Below are 21,964 nucleotides of genomic sequence, written 5' to 3'. Positions count from 1 at the left end.
AGATGGCGATGCTGAAGTCGGCGATGAACGAGTGGGCCTTCAAGGCCATCCAGCTGGAGACCGCGGTGCTGGCGTTGCAGGAGGTCGGTCTGCCCGCGAGCATGAAGTCGCTGAGCGACACGGCGGAGAAGGCCCTGCACGCGCTGGTCAAGGGGTGGAACGGGCAGAAGCCGGCGGCGGACACGCGCCAGTGGAAGGACGCCCCCGCCCAGCCCCAGGGCGCGCCCCAGGACGAGGAGCTCACCGAGCTGCTCGCGCAGATGAAGGAAGACGGCGTGGAGGAGTGGACGCTCTACCGGCTCACCAGCGACCAGGGCGACACCGTGGAGACGCTCGTCACCGAGGACCGCGCGTGGATGTCCGCGGGCGGCGAGTACTACTCGGGCCAGTGGGACGAGGACGAGCACATCCTGGACGTGGGCCGCGATGACGAGGAAGGCGAGCTGGGCACGGGCCTGGTGCTCAACCTGCGCGGCGAACTCGTCTTCGAGTCGCAGCTCGAGGACTGAGCCCCCGCCTTCCCGTTCGCCGGGCCGCCGGGCCCGGACCCCGCCCCTGGCATCCGTGCCGCGCCCCCCTAGCTTAGAGGTGCGTGGCTGGCACGGACAGGCAGTGGGTGTCCGGTGCGTGACGGGGGTCGTACTGGTGGGATGGGGTGGCGTCGTGGGATGCCCGTGCTGGACGCGCTCCTTTTATCGCTCGCGCGAGCCTCAGGGCTCGCGTCGCGCCGCCGCCGCCTCTTCCTCGTCGTCTCCGAAGACCTCCGCGGCCGCCTCGTCGTCCTGCTGACTGGACCAGGTGGTGTGTCCACCGGCGTAGCCCTCCAGGGGACGATCGCCTCGGGCGGCCTCCACTTCCAGATCCCGCGCCTCCTGCTCCTTGAGCCGCAGTCGCTCCTGGTCCCGTTCACGCTGGTGCAGCTTGTCCATGGGATCGCGCATCGCGGTGCCCTCCTTGTCCTCTGGAAGAATGGGCCCTGTCCTCGTGACCGTCATCCGTGGACCGGGCCCGGTCCGTGGGCCCGCCGCCCGTTCGCATGCTGACGGGACAGGCCCATTCCACGCTCCCCGGAGGGCTCAGCCCGCCGGGCTCGACACCGGTTGCAGCGCGCCCGCGATCGCGCTGAGCAGATCGTCCAGGGAGAAGGGCTTGCGCAGGTAGGCCTCCACGGGACGGCCCTTCAAGGCCTCGCGGCTGCACGAGGTCTCGATGACGACGCGGGTGTGGGGCGCGCTGCCGCGCAACTGGTCGAGCACCTTGGTGCCGTCCACCCCGGGCAGCATCACGTCCAGCACGAGCACGTCCGGCGCCCGCTGGGCCAGCTGCTCGAGCGCCTCGAATCCCGTGCGGGCCACGCGCACTTCGTGGCCCTCGCTGGTGAGGATGTCCCGGAGCGAGTCGGCGAGGACCTCTTCGTCCTCGACGATGAGGATATGGCTCATTTGCGTGCCGCCGATTTGCGAGCGCGGCGCTCCGGTACCTTCTTCTTCTTCGTCCGGGAGACCGTGCGTTTGGGAAGCGGGGCCTGGGCGCGGTGGCGGGGCAGGCCCGTGAGCATCCCATCCAGCGTGGCGTAGGTCTCGCGCGCGCTCAGTCCCGTGTTGGAGATGACGAACTCGCGCAGGAACGGATCGTTCTCGCTGTCGCGCATCTTCAGCACCGACAGGAGCCGTCTGAGCCGGCCATTGAGTTCCACGAAGCGCAGGAAGATGAGGTTGTCGAGGATGGCCTCCGCCCCGCGGATGGGGGAGTGCAGATCCGGCCCGAAGAGCGTGTTGGTCTGCTCGGTGAGGATCATCGTCACGTGGCGGTCGCGCATGGCGTTGATGAGCGCGGAGATGAAGCGCGTGGTGCGCTCGGGATCGATGGCTTCCTTGGCGAAGGGCTCCAGGCCGTCGATGAAGACGCGCGTGTAGTGGTGCGTGTCGATCATCCCGATGAGCTCCTGGGCCATGGCGTCCGGCAGGGTCTCCACCGGCGCGCGCACCTCCAGGCGGATGAGCCCGCGCTCGACCTCGGTGGTGATGTCGCGGCCCACCTTGGTCATCTTGCGCATGAGCGTCTCGCCGCTCTCCGCGAAGCCGAAGTACAGCCCCTTCTCGCCCCGGGCACAGCCCTCCGCGAGGAAGTGCAGGCCGAGCAGCGTCTTGCCACTGCCCGGACTGCCCAACAGCAGGGTGGAGGAGTAGGAGACGAGGCCCCCGTGACACATGGCGTCCACGGTGGGGACCCCGAAGGGCACGCGCCGGTCCGCGTCCGGGATGACCTCCGGGGTGCGGCGGTAGACCGCCTCCCAGTGCGGGTAGATGCTCACCCCCTGGTCGTCGATGAGGAAGGTGTGGCGGCCGGGGATGTTGTTGCTGCCCCGGAACTTGAGCACCTCCACGCCCCGGATGGCCTTGAGGCCCATGAGGTCCGCGCTCAGCGCCAGGATGCCGTCGACCATGGCGGACTCGATGTCCATGGACTTGTGCTCGTCCGTGCTCAGCAGGAGGGTGGTGCAGTCCACCAGCCCGCCCAGCACGGACAGCCCCTGGAGGAACTCGCGCAGCGCCAGGGGCGTCTCCGCGCGCTCGCGCAGGAGCGACGAGCCGTCGATGACGAGCAGTCGGCTCTTCTTCTCGCGCACCGTGCGCGTGAGCAGCTCCAGCATGCCCGGCAGGCCCTTCTCCTTGAGCGTCGCCGTGCCGCTGAGATAGACGACCCGGCTGCCCACGTGCTCGGGCCGGAAGAACGACAGGGAACGCAGGTGCAGCATCATGCGCGAGTGCGTCTCGGCCAGCAGCGTGACGTAGAGGGCGTTGTCCCCCCGGTCCGCGGCGGCGAAGCACATCTGACTGGCCAGGGTGGTCTTGCCCGTGCCTGGCGGTCCCGACAGGATGTACGTCCCGCCCCGGAGCCACCCTCCGTGGAGGATTTCATCCAGGTGGGGCGTTCCACTGGAAAACCGCGGAACCCTTCCCTTGGCTTCGTCCCGATCCGTCTCGCTCCCCTTCATGCACGAGGCCCCTGTTCTGTCCGCTACCCGCGGTGAAGGATGCACATCCGAGCGCTGGAGGCACTGGGGGCGCCCCTGCTCGGCCGCCCGCTGGGGGCGCCTGTGAGCAAGGGCCGTGAACCCTGGCTGCAGGTCTGCCACCGCTGCCTGATGCGACTGCCTCCGCGCGCCGGAAGCGTGGACCTGCCGCGCCGACTGCGCGAGACGCTCGGGCCTCATTCCCCCACGAACTCGGTGGCGGTGAGCCTCACCGGGTGCATGGGCCTGTGCCCCGAGGGTCGCGTGAGTGTCCGCTGGTTGGGGGGACCCACCGCCTCCGAGGTGGGAGGGATTGATCCCATGAAGGATGGTGTGGAACTTGTCGCACACCTCCGGGGCCCGGCCCTGGAAGAGCCCTGAGGACACCGTTCCCCCCGCGCTGTTCACCGGCGGGCGCCGTGTCCGTCACGCCTGGAACTTTCCAGTCCGAGTGGCGTTGAGAAACGGATGGAGACGGCTCGCCCCGCGAGGCGAGAGCGCTGGTGGGGGTGGCGTGTCTCGCTACGTTGTCGGCACACGCGCTGTTTCGGGTGTCGGGACGGCAGGGGCTGGGGGGGCTGGGTGGACGGTCATCGGGTGGGGGTTGGGGAAGGGTCTGTCGTGTCGACGCGGGCGAGCGCGCCGGCGTCCACGGTCGAGGGCGGGTACTGGTACCGCGGGCGGGATGCGCGACCGCACGGGCCGCTGAGCCTGGGGCAGCTGCGCGAGCTGTGGCGGCACGGAGGGCTGGACGCGCACTCGCTCGTCTGGTGCGGCGAGTGGCCGTATTGGAAGCCGGTGTGTCTGGTGCCGGAGCTGTCCGGGGCGCGGGGGCCGGCCGCGCCGTCGGCGCCGGTGCCCGCGGGCGCGGCGAGGGCGCGGGGCAACACCTTCCCGCCGCTGCCCTCGCTCGCCTCCGAGGAGGAGGCCTGGCTGCGGCAGATGCGCGAGATGAAGGCGCGGGTGCGCCGGGTGGCGGCGGCTCCGGGGTGGCGGGACGCGGCGGATGCGCGGCCCACCTTGAAGCTGGAGGCGGTGGGGCGCTCGCGGCGTGGCGTCCTGTTGCTGGCCGCGGCGCTCATGGGGCCGGTGCTGCTGGGCCTGACGCTGAGCGCGCTGCTGGTGTGGGTGCCCGCGCCCTCGCTGCCCGCGCGCGCGGAGTCGCTGCTGCGCGCGGTGCTGGCGTGGCCCGAGGACGCGCCGCCGTCCCGGGTGGAGTTCGTCTTCCCGCCGGCCGCGCGGCCGCCCCGGTTCGTGCCGGGCCCGGCGACGGCGGAGGGGCTGGACGAGGTGCGCGCCTCGGTGTGGCGCGGCGGGTGGTGGGGCCAGGCGGGGGGCCGGGTGGTGCTCGCGTCGGAGACGTGCACGGCGCGCTGCCCCAAGTCGGCCGTGCGGCCCGCCTTCTCCGTGAACAGCGCCGAGTACGAGGCGCTGTTGGACAAGGCCTTCGAGCGGGAGCTGGGCTTCGACGCGGAGGCGTCCTCCCGGACCCGGGCCGCGCGTCCGCCGACCCCGCGCACCGCCTACGTGCCGCCCGAGCCGGGCCCGCGCACGCAGGAGACGCTGAGCCGCTTGGACATCCTCCAGGTGGTGAGCGCCCAGCGCGACAGCCTGCTCGCGTGCGTGCTGCGCTACGCGCCCAAGCGGGCCGCGGGCAGCGAGGCGCAGCGCGTGATGTTGCGCCTGAACATCCGCCCGAGCGGGAGCGTCACCCACGTGCAGGTGGAGGACAAGGAGGTGCGGGGCACGCCGCTGGCCTTCTGCCTGCAGGACCTGATGCGCTCGTTGACCTTCCCCAAGCACCGCGTGCCGGGGACGGAGCCCATCCGCTTTCCGCTGGTGTACTAGCGGGCGGCGAGCCGGGCGGCCTTGAGCAGGGCCTCCATCATGGGCACGCAGCTCGCCTCGCCCTTGCCCGCGAGGCCGTAGGCGGTGCCGTGGTCCGGCGAGGTGCGCGGCACGGGCAGGCCGAGCGTGACGTTCACCGTGCGCTCGAAGTCCAGCGCCTTGGCGGGGATGAGGCCCTGGTCGTGGTACATGGCCAGCACCGCGTCGTAGGGGAAGTCCTTCACCCGGGCGAAGAGCCCGTCCGCGGCGAGCGGCCCGTGCGCGTCCACGCGCAGCCGACGCGCGCGGCGGATGGCGGGGGTGATGACCTCCACCTCCTCGCGGCCGAGCAGGCCGCCCTCGCCCGCGTGGGGGTTGAAGCTCAACACGCCCAGGCGCGGCGCGCGGCCCTCGGCCTTCACCAGCGGGGCGATGCCGCGCGAGAGCAGCTGGAGCTGGGCCACGAGCCGCTCCACGGTGAGCAGGCGGGACACCTCCACCAGGGGCACGTGGTTGGTGGCGAGCGCCACGCGCACGCGCGGCCCGTCCATGAGCATGAGCACCTCGCGGCCGAACGCCTCCGCGAGCACCTCCGTGTGGCCCATGAAGGGGATGCCCGCGCGGGAGATCTGCTCCTTGGACACCGGCGCGGTGCACAGCGCGTCCACGTGGCCGGCGCGCGCCGCGGCGATGGCCGCCTGGACGTAGGCGTACTGGGCCTGGCCGCCCCGGCGCGTGGGCCGACCGGGCTCGCGATCCTTCTCCGCGAGCTGGCTCACCACGCACACCGTGGGGCCCTCGGGCCGCGCGAGCGCGTCCGGCGTCGTGCGGGCCCAACGGGCGAGGGCGGGAAAGCGCTCGAGCGTGGGCCCGTCCCCGAACACCACCGGCACCAGGGCCCGGCGCACCGCGGGCCGGGCCAGGGCGGCCACCGTCACCTCGGGACCGATGCCCGACACGTCGCCCAGGGAGATGCCGACGACGGGGCGCGCCCTCAGATCTTCGTCTCCACGGAGGCCTTCTGCCGCAGCTCCTGCACGTACTGCTCGACGTACTTCTCCGTCTTCTGCAGCTTGAGCCGCGACTCCAGCTCGGCCTTCACCTGCTCGAAGGGCGCCACGTTCACCGCGCGCTTCTCCTCCACCTTGAGCACGTGCCAGCCGAACTGGGTGCGCACCGGCTCGCTCACCTCGCCCTCCTGGAGCGCGAAGGCCACGCGCTCGAAGGCGGGCACCATCACCCCGCGCCGGAAGAAGCCCAAATCCCCGCCGTCCGAGGCGCTCGGGCCCTCGCTCTTGGCCTTGGCCAGCTCCGCGAAGTCCACGCCCGGCTGGCGCGCCTCCTGGGCGAGCACGAGCGCCTTCTTGTGCGCCGTCTCCACCTGGGCGGGCGTCGCCTTGGCGTCCACCTGCACGAGGATGTGCCGCGCGTGCACCTCGGCGTCCTCGGACTCCAGCTTGTTGTACTGGGTGTAGGCGGCCTTGAGGTCCTCCTCGGACACCTTCACCTTGGTGCTCACCTTCATCTGCACGAGCTTCATGCGCGACATCTGCTTGCGCAAAAACTCCTTGTAGGCCGCCACGCTGAAGCCCTCGCCGGACAGGAGCCGGTCGAACTGGGCCTCGTCGGTGATGTTGTTCTGCCGCTTCACGTCCGAGACGGCCGCCTCCAGCTCGGAGTCCGTCACCGCCAGGCCCAGCTCCTGGATCTGCTCCTCCATGAGCTTCTCGCCGATGAGCGTGTCCAGGGCCTGCTTGAGGATGCGCTCGCGCGCCTCGGCGTCGCGGCCCACGCGCGCGAGCTCCGGCGCGGCGCGCTTCTCCACCTCGGACAGGGTGATGATGTCGCGGTTGACGACCGCGGCCACCCGGTCCACCAGCTCCGCGCGCGCCGGGGCGGCCTGCCCGAGCAGCACCGCCACGCCGACCGCTCCCAGCCACCTCGTCCCGAGCCACTTCTTCATGATGCGTCTCTCCTTCAAGGCTTCGCCGCCGTGTGGGTGACGGGCCGTCCGCGGATGGCCTGCAGCGTGGCCTCGTTCACCCACACCTGGGCCTTGCCGCGCAAGTCCTGTTCATACTTCGCCTGGGCCTCGGCGCGCCCGCGCGCCAGCAGCCGCGCCTCCACCTGGTCGCGCACTTCGGTGAACTCCAGCTTGCGGCCCGGCTTCTTCTCCAGCACGCGGAACAGGTGGTAGCCGTACTCCGTCTCCACCACGTCGGACACCTGGCCGGGCTGCAGCGTGAAGACGACGGCGTCGAAGGCGGGCGGCATCTGGCCCCGGGGGAAGAAGCCCAGGTCCCCGCCCACGCGCGCATCCGCGCTCAGGGAGTACTTGCGCGCGAGGTCCGCGAACTTCTTGCCCGAGCGCAGCTGGGCCTGCACCCGCCGGGCCTCGTCCATGCCCTTGACGACGATCTGCGCGGCGCGCACGCGCTCGGGGGTGGTGTAGTCGGCCTCGTGCGCGGCGTAGTCCGCGCGCAGCTCCTCCTCCGTCACGCCCACGCGCGGGTAGACCTGGGTGGCGAAGAGCTTCTCGATGGTGAGGCGCGCGGCCTCGTTCGCCTTGAGCTGGGCCATGGACAGCTGGCCCTCGGCGAGCACGTCGTTGAAGTTGCCCGAGGGGTAGTCGCTCGACAGCCGGAGCACGCCCCGGTCCACCTCGTCCGGGGTGACGGTGACGTTGTGGGCGCGCGCCTCCTGCAGGAGCACCAGCCGCGCGACGAGCGTGTCGAGCAGGGCGCGCTTGTAGGGCTCCACCTCCTCGGGGGAGGGCTGGCCGGACTCGTTGCTCGAGGCGATGAACTCGCGCTCCAGCTCCTGCTCGAAGTCGGCGCGGGAGATGGCCTCGCCGTTCACGGTGGCCACCACCTGGGCGTCGGGCTCCTGCTTGTCCTTGGGGGCGCAGCCGGCGAGCCCCAGGGCGAGCAGCAGCGGGGCGGCGAGGCGGGGGGACACCAGGCGCATGGGCGGTCTCCGGGGGAGGGTCATGGCGTTTCCGACGGGGGCGAGGGGGGCGCGGGCAGGGAGCCCGGCGCGGGCAGGGTGGGGGCCCGGGGAGGGGTGAGCGCGTCCACGTGCACGCGCGCGAGCGCCGCCGTGTCCAGGGTGACGTCCGCGCGGGTGGCGAGCCCGGCGAGCAGCTCCTCCCAGGCGCGCGAGCGCCGCTCCTGGGCGAGCCGACCGGCGATCCGCTCGCGCACGTCCGCGAGGGACTGGTCGAGCGCGGGCTGGTGTCCGGTGAGCCGCAGCACGTGCAGCCCGGCGTCCGTCTGCACCACGCCGCTCAGGGCGCCCACGCCCTCGGCCACGAGCGCGCGCGCGGCGTCGGCCACCTCGGGCCCGAGGTCCTGGGCGAGCACCTCCAGGGAGCGAAAGCGCAGGTCCCCATCCAGGGGTTGGGTGCGCGGCTCCTGGCTGTGCGCGCGCGCGAGCCGTCCGAAGGCGGCGAAGTCCCGCGCGGGCAGCGCCCGGGCCTGGGCGCGCAGGGCCTCGGCCTCCCGGCGCGCGGCGGCCACCCGGGCCGCGTCCGCGCGGGGGGCCGCGAGGAAGATGTGCGAGAGCCGCACCTGCTCGGGCCGCACGTAGTCCTCGCGCTGGCGCGCGTAGGCGGCCGCCACGTCCTCCTCGGACACGCGCTGGGCGGCGCCCTCCAGCTCGTCGCGCATCAGCCGCGACACGAGCGCGCGCTTGGTGCCCGCCACCACGTCCGGGTCGTCCTGGAGCCCGCGCGCGAGCGCCTCGCGCACCAAGAGCTCGTAGCGCACCAGGCCCTCCACGTACTCGCGCTTCTGCTCCAGCGTCTGGTAGCGCTCGCGCAGGGCGGGGCTCATCTCCTCGAGCAGCCGGCGCAGCTCCTCGGCCGTCACCCGATCCCCCGTCCACGAGGCCACGGGGGTGCCCCCGGGGGCGCGGGTGTGGCGGAAATCCACCACGGCCTGGCCCGGAAGCGCGCCGCGCTCACAGCCCACGAGGGCGAGCACGGCGAGGGGGACGAGGCGGAGGGCGGAGGGCATGGCGGGCGCGGGACGTCGTGGGTAGCACGGGGACACCGCGCGGACAACGGGGCGGCGGGGCGGCTCAGGCCCGGGTCGCGTGACTCGACAGGAACGCCTCCACCAGGGGGAAGATTTCGTCCGGCGCCCGCCGGCCGAGCATCAGGTCCGCGTGGCCGTAGTCCGCGGCGAAGCCGTGCGCCTGTCCCGCCACCACGAGCTTCACCGGACCCCCCAGGTACTCCTGGGCCCGCGCCACGGCGAGCGGGGGAGCGAGCAGGTCCTTGCTTCCCGCCACGAGCAGCACGGGCAGCTTCACCCCCGCCAGGGGCTTGCGGTAGCAGGTGCCATCCACCATGCAGAAGGAGTCCTGGGCGATCCACTGGGCGAACTGGCGCGCCACGCCCCCGGAGATGTCCGAGGGCAGGTTGGCCAGGGCGCGGCGCACCACGTCCAGCTCCATGTTCTCCGCGAGCATCATGTAGCGGGTGAGCGGCCCCGGGGGCGCGCCGAACAGGGCGATGCCGGTGATGCGGCGCGCGGGGATGGCCTTGAGCCGCAGGAGCGGCTCGACGCGCTGGATGAAAATCTTCAAGCCCGGCTGCACCGCGAAGGTGAACGGACTGCCCAGCGCCACCGCGGCCCGTACGGGCGCCTGGGGGTTGCGGGCCAGGTGCCCGTACAGGGTCAACCCACCCTTGGAATGCCCCACCCAGAGCACTTCCTTGGCTCCCGTGGAGACCACGGTGCGCAACGCGGCGCGCACGTCGTACTCGGCCTGATCGTCGAAGGTGTTCTCGTGACAGGGCCCGGACAGGCCCCGGCCGCGCAGCTCCATCACCCACGTCTCGAAGCCCGCCCGGGCCAGATAGCGCGCCAGGCTGTAGCGCTCATCGAAGTCCATGTGGAAGCGGTTGACGCCCAGGCCATGGCAGAGGATCACCGGCTCGGCGTGGCGCCGTTCTCCTCGGGGATGGTAGCGCCCGAGCGCCACCGCCGCCCCATCGTCCGTGGGCACCCGGTACAGCTCGTCCGGCTTGAAGGGCAGGGTGAGCAGGCCGGCGCCCTCGCGGTTCACCGTTCGCGAGAAGAGGTCCGCCATGCGCGTGAGTCGCTGACCGTTTCGGTTCGTCACGCCGGGAGTCTAACGCGCCGGGCCCAAGGACCGCTTTGTTCAAAATCAACTCGTCCCACAGGTCGGCAAGGTGGTTGCAGAGCATCCCACCCGTTCAAGCCGGGAGGCTCGGAGATGCGGCAAAAGCCGAATGTTGCGGAAAAATTGTCGTCGGAAGAGGTCACCCTGCTGCCCACGGACACCCTGCTGAGGGCCCTGGGGATGATGGAGCGCCACGGGGTGCCGCTGCTGCCCGTGGTGGGGGAGAAGGGCCGTCTGCTCGGGCTGCTCAGCCGGTCGCACGTGCTGGCGGCGTGGGCGATGGATCCGCTGTTGCCGGTGTCGCTGGTGATGGCCGCGTGCGAGCGCTCGCTCCGGCCGGCGCTCTACCCCGTGCCGGCGCTCAGCCCCGTGGCGGGGTGAGCGCCCGGGAGGGCGCGGGTGGGAAATCGCGGCGACCGGGTGGGAAGCGCTTGGGCTATCCTGCGGGGCGCCGTGTCGGTTTCCTGGACTGTCTACATGCTGCGCTGCCGCGACGGCAGCCTCTACACCGGTGCCACCAATGATCTCGAGCGCCGCGTGGCCACCCACAACCGCGGCCGGGGCGCCGCGTACACCCGGGCCCGTCTGCCCGTGACGTTGGTGTGGAGTGAGCAGGCAGCCGATCGAGGGGCCGCTCTGCGCCGCGAGGCCGCTCTCAAGCGACTGCCGCGCGCGGAGAAACTGAGACTCGTGGCGCGGGTGCGACCCTGACCCGGGCTGGGTTCCGCCTGACCCCGAAGTGTGTCAAGTTGAGTCCCGTAACCCCCGATTCCCCGTGGAATCGTGTGAGACGGGATGGTCATGGGACAGCAGGACCGGGACGCGCTGGCGCCGGAGGAAGGTCGGATCCTGCGCGTGTTGGCGATGCGCTCGCTGCTGTTCTGGGGGCTGGACGTGCTGTCGGTGATGCACTGGACCTGGGACACCTTGATGCTGCGGGGACTGTGGGCCGGGGTGATGCTGGGCGTGGCCTGGGCCGCGACGGTAGTGCCGGGCCTGGGTCGTGAGCGGGTGCGCTTCATCGTGGGCGTGGTGTTGCCCAACGTGTTCCTGCCGCTCATCTGCTCGCGGCTGGGAGGCTCGGCCAACCCGGTGTTCGCGAGCCTGTGCGTGCTGCCGCTGTTCGCGCTGATGCTGCCCTGGAAGCGCCCGTGGGAAGCGGCGCTGCGCATCGGCCTGCCCGTGGTGGGCGCCAGCGCGGTGCTGCTCGCCGAGGGCGCGCCGTGGTCGAAGGTGGCCGCGTGGGGATTGATGCTGGTGTCCTCCGGAACGATGGGGATGATGCTCAGCCGGTACCAGCAGCGGCTGCGCCTGGCGTGGGCGCGCTCGCGCGAGGTCGAGCGCGAGGCGACGCAGGCCCTGCGCGCCTCGCAGGAGCGGGCGTTGAGGGCCGAGCGGCTCGCGCAGGTGGGGCGGCTGGCGGCGGGCGTGGCGCACGAGGTGCGCAACCCCCTGGCCTACGTGCAGGCCAACCTGCGCTACCTCCTGGAGGAGTGGCGGCAGAAGACGGAGGGCGGGGACGACGTGGAGTTCTCCGAGGCGCTCAGCGAGACGATGCAGGGCGTGGAGCGCATCCATCAGATCGTGAAGGACCTGACGGTGCTGTCGCGGGCGGAGGACGTGGTGGCGCCTGTGGGCCGGTGCGAGCTGGCGCCCGTCATCGACGCGAGCGTGCGGCTGGCGAGCGTGCGGCTCAAGTCACTGGTGAAGCTGGCGGTGGAGGTGCCGGGCACGCCGGCGGCGCAGGCCGAGCCGCGGCGGCTGGGGCAGGTGCTGCTCAACCTCCTGCTCAACGCGGCGGACGCCATCGAGGACGGCAAGGTGCGGGATGGGCGGGTGATGTTGAAGGTGGAGGTGGCGGCCGAGCGGGTGCGCCTCTTGGTGGAGGACAACGGCCCGGGTATCCGGGACGAGCACCTGGGGAAGCTGTTCACCACGTTCTTCACCACGAAGGCGCCGGAGAAGGGCACGGGGCTGGGGCTGGCGCTCTCGCGCGAGTACGTGGAGTCCTTCGGCGGCACGCTGCACGCGGAGAACCGCGCCGAGGGCGGCGCGCGCTTCATCGTGGACCTGCCGGCGGTGTGAGACTTCAGGCCGCGGGCAACGGTCACCTGCGGAACCGATGCCACCAGGTCCGCCACGCCACCGCGTCGGCTGCCTTGCCCTGTGTGTCGAGATGGCCCCAGGCGAAGGGCTCCAACCACGGTTCCAGCACATGCGCGAACTCGCGGTAGGACGTCAGGGTCTCGCCACGAAGCAGGTCTCCCGCGTCGGGTTCTGGACCCAGCGTCACGAGGGCGTGGTTGTCCCCGAGTGCTTGAAGGCCCAGGGTGGGACGAAGTCGGGCGCGCAGACCCGCGGCACCGCCGAGTTCCGTGAGTACCGGAGGGCCCAGGAAGTTCATCCAGTGGACGCCATCGATCCGAAAGCCCACCTCGTCGAGAATGCCGGCATCGCGTACGTCGAAGCCGGGATGACGTGAGAGAAGCGGACGCAGGACGTCGAGCCGTTCGAGCTGGGGAGGGGCAACCTCCAGGGCCAGCCCTGCATGTCCGGACGCCAAGGGCAGGCGTGAAGCCAGCGCGATTGCCAGTTCACTCACGGCGCTGGCGCCGCGCTCGTCGAGGTACTCCGTAGGGAGGGTCGCGCGCAGGACGCTCACTGCTTCGACTGGCTCCTCCCGCCAGGGAGTCCGTGCGTGGTACTCGAAACTGAATCCGCTGTCTTGCTTGCCATAGAGCCCGAAAAAAGGCTCCGCGCCATCCTTCACGTCAGCGGAGACCTCCTGCCCCATGTAGTCCTCCGCGAAGTGGCGCACGCGTGGGTTCAACGTGGCCCGGATGAGTTCACATCCCCTGTCATTGAGCGGGGCGGGCTCCCAATCGCAGCAGGTGTACTGGACCAGCGCATCCGGGCAGTCATTGACCGCGCGCACATAGCTGTCGAGCGCGTGGGTCACACCCACGGCGATGTCGAAGTGGTCGTGCGGCACGAAGAAGACCATGCGCACGATGTCCCGCACGAGGAGTCGGTCCCAGTACTCCACTGACTCTCCCGATTCGGGTGTCCACGACGTATAGGGGACGGGTCCCGAGAGCCGGATGCGGGGGCGGAGCGGCGTCATGGCGTACGAGATTGGCGGAGGATGGCCAGTTGAGGCGTGACGAGGGCGGGGGGACATTCTCCTCCCAGGCGCCCATAGGCGTTCATCTGAGAGACGACCGCGGGGGTCCAGGGATTGGTGCCGACCTCGTAGCCGCAAGGAAACTTGAGGTCGTAGATGCACTGAATCCGGGTGGCGTTGCGTGCGAAGTGGACGACAATGTCGGGTTGCAGTGAACCTCCCCACCGATCGGTGAGCATCACGTCCTGGGTGATGCCGTCACGCCGGAGCCGGGGTTCGATGGAGAAGTTGTCGGGGAACCGCGCGGAGAGCCGCTGCTGGATGCAGGCGAAGGCGGCCTCGTGCTTGAGCTTTCCCAGGTGTCTCCGCCAGGTCGGGGCGCGTTTCTCCTTGGCGATGGGCTCCTTTCCGCACTCGGAATCTGGGAGGGAGCGCCCCTGGCCGAAGAGTTCATTGTCCACCTGCGTGTTGGCTTCTCGCACACAGGTCACGAGGATGGTCTCGACGGCCTTTTTCTGGGACCCGTCGAGAAACCTGCTCACGGTGAGCAGTCCTTGGAGCGCCTCGGCGACCTGAACGAGTTTCTCGGCGGCTGGAGCGACACGGACCGTGGCCGGCACGAGAACCTCTCCAGTGCTCGCACTGACCGGAGCACCACATGCCGCGCCACAGGACTGATGGAATCGAGTGGGGGCGCCCGGGTTCCAACGGTTCCAATTTCCGCGAGGACCGACGCCGCCTGTCCTGTGGGGATCGGTCGCACAGGCTGGACCCAGCCAGACCATGGCGGCGAGTGCGAGCAAGAGGCGCATGGTTGGCGAGGCGGGGGAGAGGCGCGCTGGCGCTGTTCAGGCCGCGGGGCTGGCCGGGGGCGGCGCCACGGGGGGCTGGGCCGCGCGCCGCTGCTTCTTCGCGCGCGCCACCACGTACACGATGCCCAGCACCAGCATGACGCCCGCGCCCACCAGCGTGCCCGTGATCTGATAGCTGAGCAGCTGCGCGCTCACGTCCCGGATGATCTTGGGCAGGTCGCACATCATCTGGGTCGCCTGGAAGCGGGGCGTGTTGTCCCACTCGAGCCACTTGGGCCCCAGCCACGACGCCGAGGCCAGCCCCAGGAAGGCGCCCGCCAGGAGGAAGGTCAGCAGTGTCTTCAGGGTGGCCATCGTCCGGGTCCTCGGGCAGGAGTCGTGGGAGCGAGCTTTAGCACGCGCCCGGCCACGTGTTATCTCCCATCCCGTGCCGCTCCTTCCGCTCGCCGCCGTGTTCGGCGTCATCACCTTCGTGTGCGCCCTGTTCCTCCTCGTCCACGCCTTCCGGCGCAGTCTGGGCACGGGGATGATGGTGCTGCTCGTGCCCTTCTACCCGCTCGTGTACGCGTTCAGCCAGTTCGAGCACCCGCGCAAGAACCTCATCCTCGCGGGCTTCTTCGGCGGCACCGTGCTCACCGCCGTGTTCCTCGGTCTGGGGGCCCACGGCCTGGAGCAGGGGATGGTGCGCGCGACGTCCTCCGGCTTCTGAGCCCCCGCCCGCCGTGGACGCCGCCCACTGCCCCGCGCATCGCCGCATGGCGGTCGCCACCTGCGCGCGCTGCGGCACCTTCCTGTGTGGCGACTGCACGGAGCTGCTCGGGGACGCCGCCCTGTGTCCGGACTGCCTCGCCCTCGTGCGGCGCGAGGGCACGCCCTCCTGGTCCCTCACCGGGGCGCTCGGCCTGCAGTGCATCGCCCTGGTGGCCGCGCCGCTGCTCCTGCTGCTGCCCTTCGAGGCGCGCGTGGAGCCGGGCCACGGCACCATCGTCCTGCCCCTGCTGCGGCGCCTGCCCGTGCTCCAGCTCCTCGCGTTCGGCGTGGGGTGGCCCGTCGGCGCGCGCGAGCTCCAGCGGCTCGTGCACGGCGCGCTGCCCTCCTGGGCCCGCGTCCTCGCGCGGCTCACCCGGGGGCTCGCGGCGGCCAACCTCGGCTTCGTGCTCGTCCAGGGCCTGCTCGTGGCGCGGCTCGTGCTCGGCCTGTTCGGCCGCTAGCCCGCGCGCCTCACACGCCGCGCTCGTCCGGCGCCCAGATGTACTTGTGCATCTGCAACTGGAAGCGCACCGGCAGCCGGTCGGCGATCACCCACTCGGCCAGGTCCTTCGTGGACAGCTTGCCGTACACCGTGGAGAACAGCAGCTCGTAGGGCTTGTCGAGCAGCCCGTGCTCGATGATGAGCCGCCGACTCCACTCGTAGTCCTCGCGGCCGCCGATGACGAACTTGAGCTCGTCGTTGGCGTTCATCGAGGTGAGGTTGCGGTAGTCGTTGCGATCGCTCTCGCCCGAGGAGGGCGTCTTCATGTCCACGATCTTGTGCACCGCCGGGGGCACCAGCCGCACGTCGATGGCGCCGCTCGTCTCCAGCAGCACCGTCATTCCCTCGGCCAGCAGCGCCTCCATGAGCGGGTAGACGCCGGGCTGGAGCAGGGGCTCGCCACCGGTCACCTCCACGCGCCGGGCCCCGAGCGCCTTCACCTCGGCCACCACGTCCGCGTTCTTGCGCCGCGCGCCGCCGTGGAAGGCGAACTCGCTGTCGCAATAGCTGCAGCGCAGGTGGCAGCCGGTGAGCCGGATGAAGGAGCAGAGCAGTCCCGCGTGGGTCGACTCGCCCTGCACCGACAGGTAGATCTCCTTGACCACCACCGAGTCAGCGGTGGGACTACGACGGGGCTCGATCTGGGGGCGGGCGAGGGGCATGGGCGCGAGTCCGGGGGAAGCCTCGCTTCAACCCCACTCGGGCGGACGATGCAAGGGCCGAGCGGAGCCCCGAGGGCCGCCCGCCCTCCAGGGGAGCGGACTCAGCGCGGAGGCGTCCGGGCCTTCACCTGGGCCACGAAGCCGTCGATGAGGCGCCGCGCGATGCTCAGGGGGGGCGGAATCCGGGGCAGCTCGTCCACCCCGAACCAGGCCGCCTCGGCGATCTCCTCGCCGTCCACCTGGATGTCCCCGCTCGCGTACTCCGCGGTGAAGCCCACCATCAGCGAGCGCCCATAGGGCCACGGCTGGCTGCCGAAGTAGCGCGGGGTCTGGATCTCCAGCCCGACTTCTTCCTTCACCTCGCGCGCCACCGTCTCCTCCAGGGACTCGCCCACGTCCACGAAGCCCGCCAGGGCGCTGAAGAAGGCCCCGGGGAAGCGCGCGTTGCGCGCCAGCAGCATCCGGTCCCCCCGGGTGATGAGCATGATGACCGCCGGGGAGATGCGCGGGTAGAAGGGGGTGCGGCACACGGTGCAGCGGCGCGCCCGCTCGCCCGGGGTCACCGAGGTGGGCTGGCCGCAGCGGCCACAGAAGCGGTGCTGCACGTCCCACTCGGCGATGGCGAGCGCCCGGCCGCCCAGGCCGAAGAGCACCTCGTCCACCACGGGGTAGAGGTCGCGCGCGGGCATGAAGCGCAGGCCCTCGGGGGCCGCGCTCTCCTTGGGCAGGGCGGTGACGTAGCAGTCCTGGCCGTCGAGCGTGCCGAGGTACTGTGCCTGGGCGGCCAGGTCGGGCAGCCGGGCAGCGGTGGGCACGAGCGCGAGGCCCGTCGTGCCCTCGGTGACGAGCAGCTCGAAGCCGCGCACGGCGAACAGCAGGGCCGCGTCGCGGGGGCGGTCGGGGGCGTCGAATCCTGGAACGAAGCGGGGCGGGCTCACGCGCGACACCTTAGCGGGACCCGCTACGCTGGGGCAGGGGACGCCCCCCGCTCGCCGTTTTTGGAATGTCCTGGGAAGACACCGCCTTGCGCACGACACGAGACCCCGCACGCCGCCTCCCGCCCGGGCCCCAGGGCCACTGGCTCCTCGGAAACCTCCCCGAGCGCCGCTCGGACCCCCTGGGCCTCTTCCTCCGGGGCCGCGAGCGGTATGGCGATGTGGTCCGCTACCCGATGGGCCCCTTCCTGATGCACCAGATCAGCCACCCGGACGACGTGAAGCGGGTGCTGGTGGACAACGCGCAGAACTACCAGAAGACCGCGCTGATGCAGCGGCTGCGGCCCGTGCTCGGCGAGGGCCTGCTCTTGAGCGAGGGCGGGTTCTGGCGGCGCCAGCGGCGGCTCGCCCAGCCCGCCTTCCACAAGGAGCGCCTGGCGGGCATGGCGCGGGACATCACCGGCCTGGTCGAGGACGCGCTGCCGCACTGGGACGCGCTCGCCGCGCGGGGCGAGCCCTTCGACCTGTCGGCCGAGTTGATGGGCCTGGTGCTGGCCATCACCGGCCGGGTGCTGTTCGGCGCGGACCTGAGCGGGGCCGCGCGCGAGGTGGCGCGGGCGGTCACCACCGTGCTGGAGGAGATCAACCGGCAGGTGCTCGCCGTGGTGCCGCTGCCCGCGGCGCTGCCCTTGCCCGGCCATGTGCGCCTGCGCCGCGCCATCCGGGTGTTGGATCGCATCGTCTTCGGCATCATCGACGCGCGCCACCAGAGCGAGCACCCGAGCGCGGACCTGCTCGATCTGCTGATGGAGGCGCGCGACGCGGACACCGGCGAGGGCATGAGCGATCGGCAGTTGCGCGACGAGGTGATGACGCTCGTGCTCGCCGGGCACGAGACCACCGCCAACGCGCTCGGTTGGACCTTCCACCTGCTCGGCCAGCACCCCGAGGCCGAGGCGCGGCTGGTCACGGAGCTGTCCCGTGTGCTCGGCGAGCGCACGCCCACGCTGCGGGAGCTGCCCACCCTGGGCTACACGTCCCGCGTGCTCGACGAGTCCATGCGGCTCTACCCGCCCGCCTGGCTCATCAGCCGCGTGGCGCTGGCGGACGACGTGCTCGGGGGCTACCCCCTGCCCGCAGGCACCATCGTCGTCTTCCTGCCCTACGTCATCCACCGCCACCCGGCCTTCTGGGAGCGGCCCGAGGTGTTCGACCCGGACCGCTTCCTGCCCGAGCGCGCCGCCACGCGTCCCCGCTTCGCCTGGCTGCCCTTCGGGGGCGGCCAGCGCATGTGCGTGGGCAGCGGGCTGGCGCTGCTCCAGGGCCAGCTGGTGCTGGCGATGCTCGCGCGGCGCTACCACTTCCAGCCCGTGCCCGGCCACCCCGTGGAGCCCCAGGCCCTGGTGACCCTGCGTCCCCGCCACGGCCTGCGGGTCGTGGCGACCCGGCGTGCCGCGCCTCGTTGACCCTCCAGGCGGAGAGCGGTATTCGCCCTGTGACGCAGTTGTGACATTTCACGGGCCGGATGGGCTCGCACACGCGGGGAGTGCACGAATGAGCGCGAAACGGAATGCGGTGGTGTTGGCGATGCTGGGTGGGGGATTGACCGCCTCGATGGCCCTGGCCGAGGAGAAGGCGCCCGCCGCGCCGCTGACGGCGGAGCAGTTGTTCGCGCGGACGACGCCGTGGAACGCGCACCTGCGCTTCACGCCCGAGCAGTGGGCGGGGCTGGAGCCCAAGACGCTGCGCGACCCCAAGGAGATGCTGCGCCACTTCACGCCGGGGCGGATGCTGTCGGGCCGGATCGTGGCCGACGCGGACAGCGACAAGTCCGGCACCCTGTCCAAGGCGGAGCTCCAGGCGCTGGCCGAGCGCTGGTTCGCGCTCTGGGACGAGGAGAAGCAGGGCGCGCTGTCGCCGCAGAACCTGCGCGACGGGCTCAATGATCTGTTCGAGCTCAAGTCCATGCGCCCCAAGGAGGGCGAGGAGGAGACGCGCGCGGACGACATGGCCTCGATGATGGGCGTGCAGTTCGAGACCACGCACGCGGACCTGGAGTTCGAGGGCCAGACGTTCAAGAACGTGGAGCTGCGCTACAAGGGCAACTTCTCGTACATGCAGTCGCACAAGGACCTCAAGCGCTCGCTCAAGGTGGACCTGGAGGGCCTGTCCCAGGACGCGCGGTTGGGGGGGCTCGAGAAGATCAACTTCCACAGCAACGTCACGGACACGAGCTGGATGAACGAGGTGCTCTCGCACCGGCTCTACCGGGAGGCGGGCGTGGTGGCGCCGCGCACGACGTACGCGCGGGTGTCCATCACCGTGCCCGGCGTGTACACGAAGCACTACGTGGGCCTGTACTCGGTGGTGGAGAACATCGACTCGGTCTTCGAGCGGATGCACTACCGCGACGAGGCCGGCGCGCTCTTCAAGCCCGTGCTGCCCGACCTGTTCGCGGACCTGGGCGATGACTGGGCCGCCTACGAGAAGGTCTACTACCCCAAGGGCAAGGTGACCGAGAAGCAGCGCGCGCGCCTCATCGCCTTCAGCAAGTGGGTGAACCAGGCGAGCGACAAGGACTTCGCCGCGAAGATCAACCAGTACATCGACCTGGACGGCTTCGCCCGCTACATGGCGGCCACCGTGTCCCTGTCCACCATGGACAGCCCCCTGGCCCTGGGCCACAACTTCTACGTGCACCTGGATTCGCGCACGCAGAAGTTCTCCATCATCCCGTGGGACCTGGACCACTCCTTCGGCCAGCTCAACATGTTCACCAACAAGCTCATGGAGGAGCTGAGCATCGCCAAGCCCTGGCAGGGCGAGAAGCGCTTCTTCTCGCGGCTGTTCCAGACCCCGGCGTTCCAGAAGCTCTACCGCGCGCGGCTCGCGGAGCTGCAGAAGGGCCCCTTCAAGCCCGAGCGCGTCAAGGCGCTGGTGGACGAGACCGCCGCGGCCATCCGGCCCGCGGTGAAGGACGAGTCCGAGGAGAAGCTCGCGCGCTTCGAGAAGCTGGTGGCCGGCGAGCGCGTGGACCAGCTGCCCCTGCGCACGCCCGGCTCGGAGGAGGCCGCCGAGAAGTTCAAGGCGATGGGCCAGAAGGCGGGCGCGGACGGCGCGGCGCCGCCGCAGACGCCGTTCGGCAACGAGCAGGTGCGGCCCATCAAGCCGTTCATCGAGGCGCGCGGGCGCTCCATCACCGCGCAGCTCGCGGGCAAGGAGTCCGGCATGGTCATCAAGCACGCCCCCATGGGCCCGGGCCTGTTCTTCGGCCCGATGATCGTCCCCGCGCTGGACACGAACAAGGACGGCCGCATCTCCCGCGACGAGCTCGTGCAGGGCTTTGGCCGCTGGTACGACGCCTCGCCCGAGGCCGCCGGGGGCGCGCTCAAGCCCGAGCAGCTCCAGGTGGGCATCGACAAGACCCTCTTCCCCATGCCCCCGCCCAAGGCGGCCGCGACCCAGGGCGAGTGAGGACTTGACGGTGTGGGGGTGGGGCGGCTCGGATGCCGCGTCATGACCGAGCCGCTCACCCGCGCCGAAGCCTCTCAGTACACGCAGACCTCGCGCAGCACCGACGTGCTGGCCTTCGTCGATGCCCTGTGCGCCCGCACGAAGCTCGCCCGGCGGGTGGACTTCGGCCAGAGCGGTGAGGGCCAGCCCCTCGCCGCGCTCGTGGTGAGTGACCGCAACTGCTTCACGCCGGAGCTGGCGCGCAAGCAGAAGAAGGTCATCGTCATGGTGGAGGCCAACATCCACGCCGGCGAGGTGGAGGGCAAGGAGTCCGTGCTCGCGCTCGCGCGCGATCTCACCCTCACCAAGCTGGGCGCGAAGCTGCTCGACAAGCTGTGCCTGGTGCTGGTGCCCAACTTCAACCCCGACGGCAACGACCGCATCAGCCCGAACAACCGCGAGCTCGACCTGAAGAACCTCGAGGGCCAGGTGAACCCCGAGGGCGGCGTGGGCACGCGCTACACGGGCGAGGGGTGGAACCTCAACCGCGACAACATGAAGCAGGAGGCGCCCGAGACGCGTGCCCTCGCGGCGCTGCACCAGCGCTGGTGGCCCCATGTCTTCATCGACTGCCACACCACCGACGGCAGCATCCACGCCTTCGATCTCACCTACGACACCTCGCACTCCAACGAGCCCCTGTTCCAGGAGCTGCGCCACTTCAACCGCGTCCTGCTCGAGCGCGTGGCCCAGGCGGTGAGCAAGCGCCACGGCTTCGAGAGCTTCTGGTACGGCAACTACAAGGAGGAGGGCGAGCCGCGCTCGGGCTGGCACACCTACCCGGCGCTGCCGCGCTTCGGCAGCCACTACCGCGGCCTGCTCGGGCGCATCGACGTGCTCTTGGAGACCTACAGCTACCTGGACTTCCCGCGCCGCTGCGCGGTGATGCGCGCGTGGCTCTTGGAGCTGCTGCGGGACGCGGCGAAGAACGCGGGCTCGTACCTGGCCATCACCTCCGCCGAGGAGGCCCGCATCGTGGCGCGCGGCGAGACGCCCGACGTGTCCACGCTCGTGGGCATCAACTACGGCGTGGCCACGCGCGACGCGGAGGGCAAGCTCGTGTTCGAGTACCCGGCCCACGCCAGGCCCGGGGACGAGGCGGTGCTCCAGTCCTTCGACGAGGCGAGCATCACCGCGCGGCGCTACCCGGGCAAACGCGCGAAGAGCTACCGCGTGCCGCACCACCGCACCTTCGTGCCCACGCAGGCGGTGAGCACGCCCGCGGGCTACCTCGTGCCGGCGTCCCTGGCCGCCCGGCTGGAGGGGCACGGCATCCGCTTCGAGCGCCTTTCCGCCGCCCGGCGCTTCACCGTGGACAGCTACCGGGTGGCGCGGCGCGAGGAGACGTTCAGCCCGGACGTGGCCGCCAACGTGCCCCCGCCCGGCCAGGCCGAGGTGCCGCTGAGCCAGAAGCCCAAGCCCGTGCGCTTCGAGACGGTGCTCACCGTGGCCCCCGAGCGCTCCACGCGCGAGTTCCCCGCGGACACGCTGCTCGTGCCCACCGCGCAGCGCGCCGGCACGCTCGCGGTGTACCTGCTCGAGCCGCACTCGGACGACGGCTTCTGCCGCTGGCGCTTCCTCGACGAGCAGCTCACCGTGGGCGAGCTCTTCCCGGTGCACCGCGTGGTGGAGCCGGTGCGCGCGCCGCGCAAGGCCGAGTAGCCCCGCGGCC

Annotated in this window: 24 protein-coding genes; 11 read left to right on the top strand and 13 right to left on the bottom strand. The window is 71.2% G+C overall.

The window, feature by feature from the left end:
- Positions 1 to 8 precede the first annotated feature (8 nt).
- On the top strand, positions 9 to 509 hold the full coding sequence (locus I3V78_RS00120) for a hypothetical protein (protein WP_204484287.1): 501 nt from the start codon (positions 9 to 11) through the stop codon (positions 507 to 509).
- Positions 510 to 710: 201 nt separating this feature from the next.
- Here I3V78_RS00120 and I3V78_RS00115 read toward each other — a convergent pair whose 3' ends face one another.
- The 3 genes from I3V78_RS00115 to I3V78_RS00105 form a co-directional block, all read right to left on the bottom strand.
- Positions 711 to 941: a hypothetical protein gene (locus I3V78_RS00115; protein ID WP_204484286.1), complete on the bottom strand. Its 231-nt coding sequence runs from the start codon at positions 939 to 941 to the stop codon at positions 711 to 713.
- A 135-nt stretch (positions 942 to 1,076) separates the two neighbouring features.
- The gene (locus I3V78_RS00110) at positions 1,077 to 1,442 is read right to left on the bottom strand and encodes a response regulator transcription factor (RefSeq protein ID WP_204484285.1); all 366 of its coding nucleotides are present in this window, start codon (positions 1,440 to 1,442) and stop codon (positions 1,077 to 1,079) included.
- The gene (locus I3V78_RS00105; RefSeq protein WP_204484284.1) at positions 1,439 to 2,998 is read right to left on the bottom strand and encodes an ATPase domain-containing protein; all 1,560 of its coding nucleotides are present in this window, start codon (positions 2,996 to 2,998) and stop codon (positions 1,439 to 1,441) included. Before I3V78_RS00105 ends, I3V78_RS00110 begins: the two co-directional genes overlap by 4 nt.
- Before the next feature lie 39 nt (positions 2,999 to 3,037).
- Here I3V78_RS00105 and I3V78_RS00100 point away from each other — a divergent pair, with 39 nt between their 5' ends.
- The gene (locus I3V78_RS00100; RefSeq protein ID WP_239576229.1) at positions 3,038 to 3,397 is read left to right on the top strand and encodes a (2Fe-2S) ferredoxin domain-containing protein; all 360 of its coding nucleotides are present in this window, start codon (positions 3,038 to 3,040) and stop codon (positions 3,395 to 3,397) included.
- A 240-nt stretch (positions 3,398 to 3,637) separates the two neighbouring features.
- Positions 3,638 to 4,864, top strand: coding sequence for a GYF domain-containing protein (locus tag I3V78_RS00095; protein ID WP_204484283.1), 1,227 nt, complete (start codon positions 3,638 to 3,640; stop codon positions 4,862 to 4,864).
- Here the strand turns inward: I3V78_RS00095 and pdxA are convergent.
- From pdxA to I3V78_RS00070, 5 genes are all read right to left on the bottom strand, one after another.
- Complete coding sequence (gene pdxA / locus I3V78_RS00090) at positions 4,861 to 5,802, bottom strand: 4-hydroxythreonine-4-phosphate dehydrogenase PdxA (RefSeq protein ID WP_420840410.1); 942 nt, start codon at positions 5,800 to 5,802, stop codon at positions 4,861 to 4,863. The genes I3V78_RS00095 and pdxA overlap by 4 nt on opposite strands.
- Before the next feature lie 35 nt (positions 5,803 to 5,837).
- Positions 5,838 to 6,806, bottom strand: a complete 969-nt coding sequence (locus I3V78_RS00085; RefSeq protein WP_204484282.1) for a peptidylprolyl isomerase — start codon at positions 6,804 to 6,806, stop codon at positions 5,838 to 5,840.
- A 14-nt stretch (positions 6,807 to 6,820) separates the two neighbouring features.
- Positions 6,821 to 7,810, bottom strand: a complete 990-nt coding sequence (locus I3V78_RS00080) for a peptidylprolyl isomerase (RefSeq protein ID WP_239576227.1) — start codon at positions 7,808 to 7,810, stop codon at positions 6,821 to 6,823.
- 20 nt (positions 7,811 to 7,830) lie between these two features.
- Entirely contained in the window at positions 7,831 to 8,859 is a 1,029-nt protein-coding gene (locus I3V78_RS00075; RefSeq protein WP_204484280.1) for a peptidylprolyl isomerase, read from the bottom strand.
- Positions 8,860 to 8,923: 64 nt separating this feature from the next.
- Complete coding sequence (locus tag I3V78_RS00070; RefSeq protein ID WP_204496310.1) at positions 8,924 to 9,940, bottom strand: alpha/beta hydrolase; 1,017 nt, start codon at positions 9,938 to 9,940, stop codon at positions 8,924 to 8,926.
- A gap of 177 nt (positions 9,941 to 10,117) precedes the next feature.
- Here I3V78_RS00070 and I3V78_RS00065 point away from each other — a divergent pair, with 177 nt between their 5' ends.
- The 3 genes from I3V78_RS00065 to I3V78_RS00055 all read left to right on the top strand — a co-directional run bounded on the left by I3V78_RS00065 (position 10,118) and on the right by I3V78_RS00055 (position 12,079).
- Complete coding sequence (locus I3V78_RS00065) at positions 10,118 to 10,375, top strand: CBS domain-containing protein (RefSeq protein ID WP_239576226.1); 258 nt, start codon at positions 10,118 to 10,120, stop codon at positions 10,373 to 10,375.
- 96 nt (positions 10,376 to 10,471) lie between these two features.
- Entirely contained in the window at positions 10,472 to 10,705 is a 234-nt protein-coding gene (locus tag I3V78_RS00060) for a GIY-YIG nuclease family protein (RefSeq protein ID WP_204484278.1), read from the top strand.
- Between the two features lie 90 nt (positions 10,706 to 10,795).
- Complete coding sequence (locus tag I3V78_RS00055; RefSeq protein ID WP_204484277.1) at positions 10,796 to 12,079, top strand: sensor histidine kinase; 1,284 nt, start codon at positions 10,796 to 10,798, stop codon at positions 12,077 to 12,079.
- 22 nt (positions 12,080 to 12,101) lie between these two features.
- On the opposite strand, the gene I3V78_RS00050 is transcribed toward I3V78_RS00055, so the two are convergent.
- The 3 genes from I3V78_RS00050 to I3V78_RS00040 all read right to left on the bottom strand — a co-directional run bounded on the left by I3V78_RS00050 (position 12,102) and on the right by I3V78_RS00040 (position 14,284).
- Positions 12,102 to 13,016 (bottom strand): type VI immunity family protein, encoded by a 915-nt coding sequence (locus I3V78_RS00050; RefSeq protein ID WP_204484276.1) that lies wholly within the window; start codon positions 13,014 to 13,016, stop codon positions 12,102 to 12,104.
- Positions 13,017 to 13,114: 98 nt separating this feature from the next.
- On the bottom strand, positions 13,115 to 13,738 hold the full coding sequence (locus tag I3V78_RS00045; RefSeq protein WP_204484275.1) for a hypothetical protein: 624 nt from the start codon (positions 13,736 to 13,738) through the stop codon (positions 13,115 to 13,117).
- Positions 13,739 to 13,966: 228 nt separating this feature from the next.
- Complete coding sequence (locus I3V78_RS00040; RefSeq protein ID WP_204484274.1) at positions 13,967 to 14,284, bottom strand: hypothetical protein; 318 nt, start codon at positions 14,282 to 14,284, stop codon at positions 13,967 to 13,969.
- A gap of 73 nt (positions 14,285 to 14,357) precedes the next feature.
- Here I3V78_RS00040 and I3V78_RS00035 point away from each other — a divergent pair, with 73 nt between their 5' ends.
- Both I3V78_RS00035 and I3V78_RS00030 read left to right on the top strand, forming a co-directional pair.
- Positions 14,358 to 14,639 (top strand): hypothetical protein, encoded by a 282-nt coding sequence (locus I3V78_RS00035; protein ID WP_204484273.1) that lies wholly within the window; start codon positions 14,358 to 14,360, stop codon positions 14,637 to 14,639.
- 46 nt (positions 14,640 to 14,685) lie between these two features.
- Positions 14,686 to 15,141: a hypothetical protein gene (locus I3V78_RS00030; RefSeq protein ID WP_204484272.1), complete on the top strand. Its 456-nt coding sequence runs from the start codon at positions 14,686 to 14,688 to the stop codon at positions 15,139 to 15,141.
- Between the two features lie 10 nt (positions 15,142 to 15,151).
- Here the strand turns inward: I3V78_RS00030 and I3V78_RS00025 are convergent, their stop codons facing one another.
- Together I3V78_RS00025 and nudC are read right to left on the bottom strand one after the other, a co-directional pair.
- Positions 15,152 to 15,844 (bottom strand): radical SAM protein, encoded by a 693-nt coding sequence (locus tag I3V78_RS00025; RefSeq protein WP_204484271.1) that lies wholly within the window; start codon positions 15,842 to 15,844, stop codon positions 15,152 to 15,154.
- 101 nt (positions 15,845 to 15,945) lie between these two features.
- Complete coding sequence (gene nudC, locus I3V78_RS00020) at positions 15,946 to 16,782, bottom strand: NAD(+) diphosphatase (RefSeq protein WP_204484270.1); 837 nt, start codon at positions 16,780 to 16,782, stop codon at positions 15,946 to 15,948.
- A gap of 86 nt (positions 16,783 to 16,868) precedes the next feature.
- On the opposite strand from nudC, the gene I3V78_RS00015 reads away from it, so the two are divergent.
- From I3V78_RS00015 to I3V78_RS00005, 3 genes are all read left to right on the top strand, one after another.
- Positions 16,869 to 18,245 (top strand): cytochrome P450, encoded by a 1,377-nt coding sequence (locus tag I3V78_RS00015; RefSeq protein ID WP_239576225.1) that lies wholly within the window; start codon positions 16,869 to 16,871, stop codon positions 18,243 to 18,245.
- 88 nt (positions 18,246 to 18,333) lie between these two features.
- Positions 18,334 to 20,253 (top strand): CotH kinase family protein, encoded by a 1,920-nt coding sequence (locus tag I3V78_RS00010; RefSeq protein ID WP_204484268.1) that lies wholly within the window; start codon positions 18,334 to 18,336, stop codon positions 20,251 to 20,253.
- A gap of 42 nt (positions 20,254 to 20,295) precedes the next feature.
- Positions 20,296 to 21,954 (top strand): M14 family zinc carboxypeptidase, encoded by a 1,659-nt coding sequence (locus I3V78_RS00005; RefSeq protein WP_204484267.1) that lies wholly within the window; start codon positions 20,296 to 20,298, stop codon positions 21,952 to 21,954.
- Positions 21,955 to 21,964: the final 10 nt, after the last annotated feature.

Source organism: Archangium primigenium, assembly GCF_016904885.1.
Taxonomy (GTDB): domain Bacteria; phylum Myxococcota; class Myxococcia; order Myxococcales; family Myxococcaceae; genus Cystobacter; species Cystobacter primigenius.
This window is presented reverse-complemented; position numbering and strand designations above follow the sequence as displayed.

Bases quoted from the DNA above. Each gene is read 5' to 3' on its own strand.
- I3V78_RS00120 (WP_204484287.1), top strand. From the start codon at position 9: ATGCTGAAGTCGGCGATGAACGAGTGGGCCTTCAAGGCCATCCAGCTG.
- I3V78_RS00115 (WP_204484286.1), bottom strand. From the start codon at position 941: ATGCGCGATCCCATGGACAAGCTGCACCAGCGTGAACGGGACCAGGAG.
- I3V78_RS00110 (WP_204484285.1), bottom strand. From the start codon at position 1,442: ATGAGCCATATCCTCATCGTCGAGGACGAAGAGGTCCTCGCCGACTCG.
- I3V78_RS00105 (WP_204484284.1), bottom strand. From the start codon at position 2,998: ATGAAGGGGAGCGAGACGGATCGGGACGAAGCCAAGGGAAGGGTTCCG.
- I3V78_RS00100 (WP_239576229.1), top strand. From the start codon at position 3,038: ATGCACATCCGAGCGCTGGAGGCACTGGGGGCGCCCCTGCTCGGCCGC.
- I3V78_RS00085 (WP_204484282.1), bottom strand. From the start codon at position 6,806: ATGAAGAAGTGGCTCGGGACGAGGTGGCTGGGAGCGGTCGGCGTGGCG.
- I3V78_RS00080 (WP_239576227.1), bottom strand. From the start codon at position 7,810: ATGCGCCTGGTGTCCCCCCGCCTCGCCGCCCCGCTGCTGCTCGCCCTG.
- I3V78_RS00075 (WP_204484280.1), bottom strand. From the start codon at position 8,859: ATGCCCTCCGCCCTCCGCCTCGTCCCCCTCGCCGTGCTCGCCCTCGTG.
- I3V78_RS00070 (WP_204496310.1), bottom strand. From the start codon at position 9,940: ATGGCGGACCTCTTCTCGCGAACGGTGAACCGCGAGGGCGCCGGCCTG.
- I3V78_RS00060 (WP_204484278.1), top strand. From the start codon at position 10,472: ATGCTGCGCTGCCGCGACGGCAGCCTCTACACCGGTGCCACCAATGAT.
- I3V78_RS00055 (WP_204484277.1), top strand. From the start codon at position 10,796: ATGGGACAGCAGGACCGGGACGCGCTGGCGCCGGAGGAAGGTCGGATC.
- I3V78_RS00040 (WP_204484274.1), bottom strand. From the start codon at position 14,284: ATGGCCACCCTGAAGACACTGCTGACCTTCCTCCTGGCGGGCGCCTTC.
- I3V78_RS00030 (WP_204484272.1), top strand. From the start codon at position 14,686: ATGGCGGTCGCCACCTGCGCGCGCTGCGGCACCTTCCTGTGTGGCGAC.
- I3V78_RS00025 (WP_204484271.1), bottom strand. From the start codon at position 15,844: ATGCCCCTCGCCCGCCCCCAGATCGAGCCCCGTCGTAGTCCCACCGCT.
- I3V78_RS00010 (WP_204484268.1), top strand. From the start codon at position 18,334: ATGAGCGCGAAACGGAATGCGGTGGTGTTGGCGATGCTGGGTGGGGGA.
- I3V78_RS00005 (WP_204484267.1), top strand. From the start codon at position 20,296: ATGACCGAGCCGCTCACCCGCGCCGAAGCCTCTCAGTACACGCAGACC.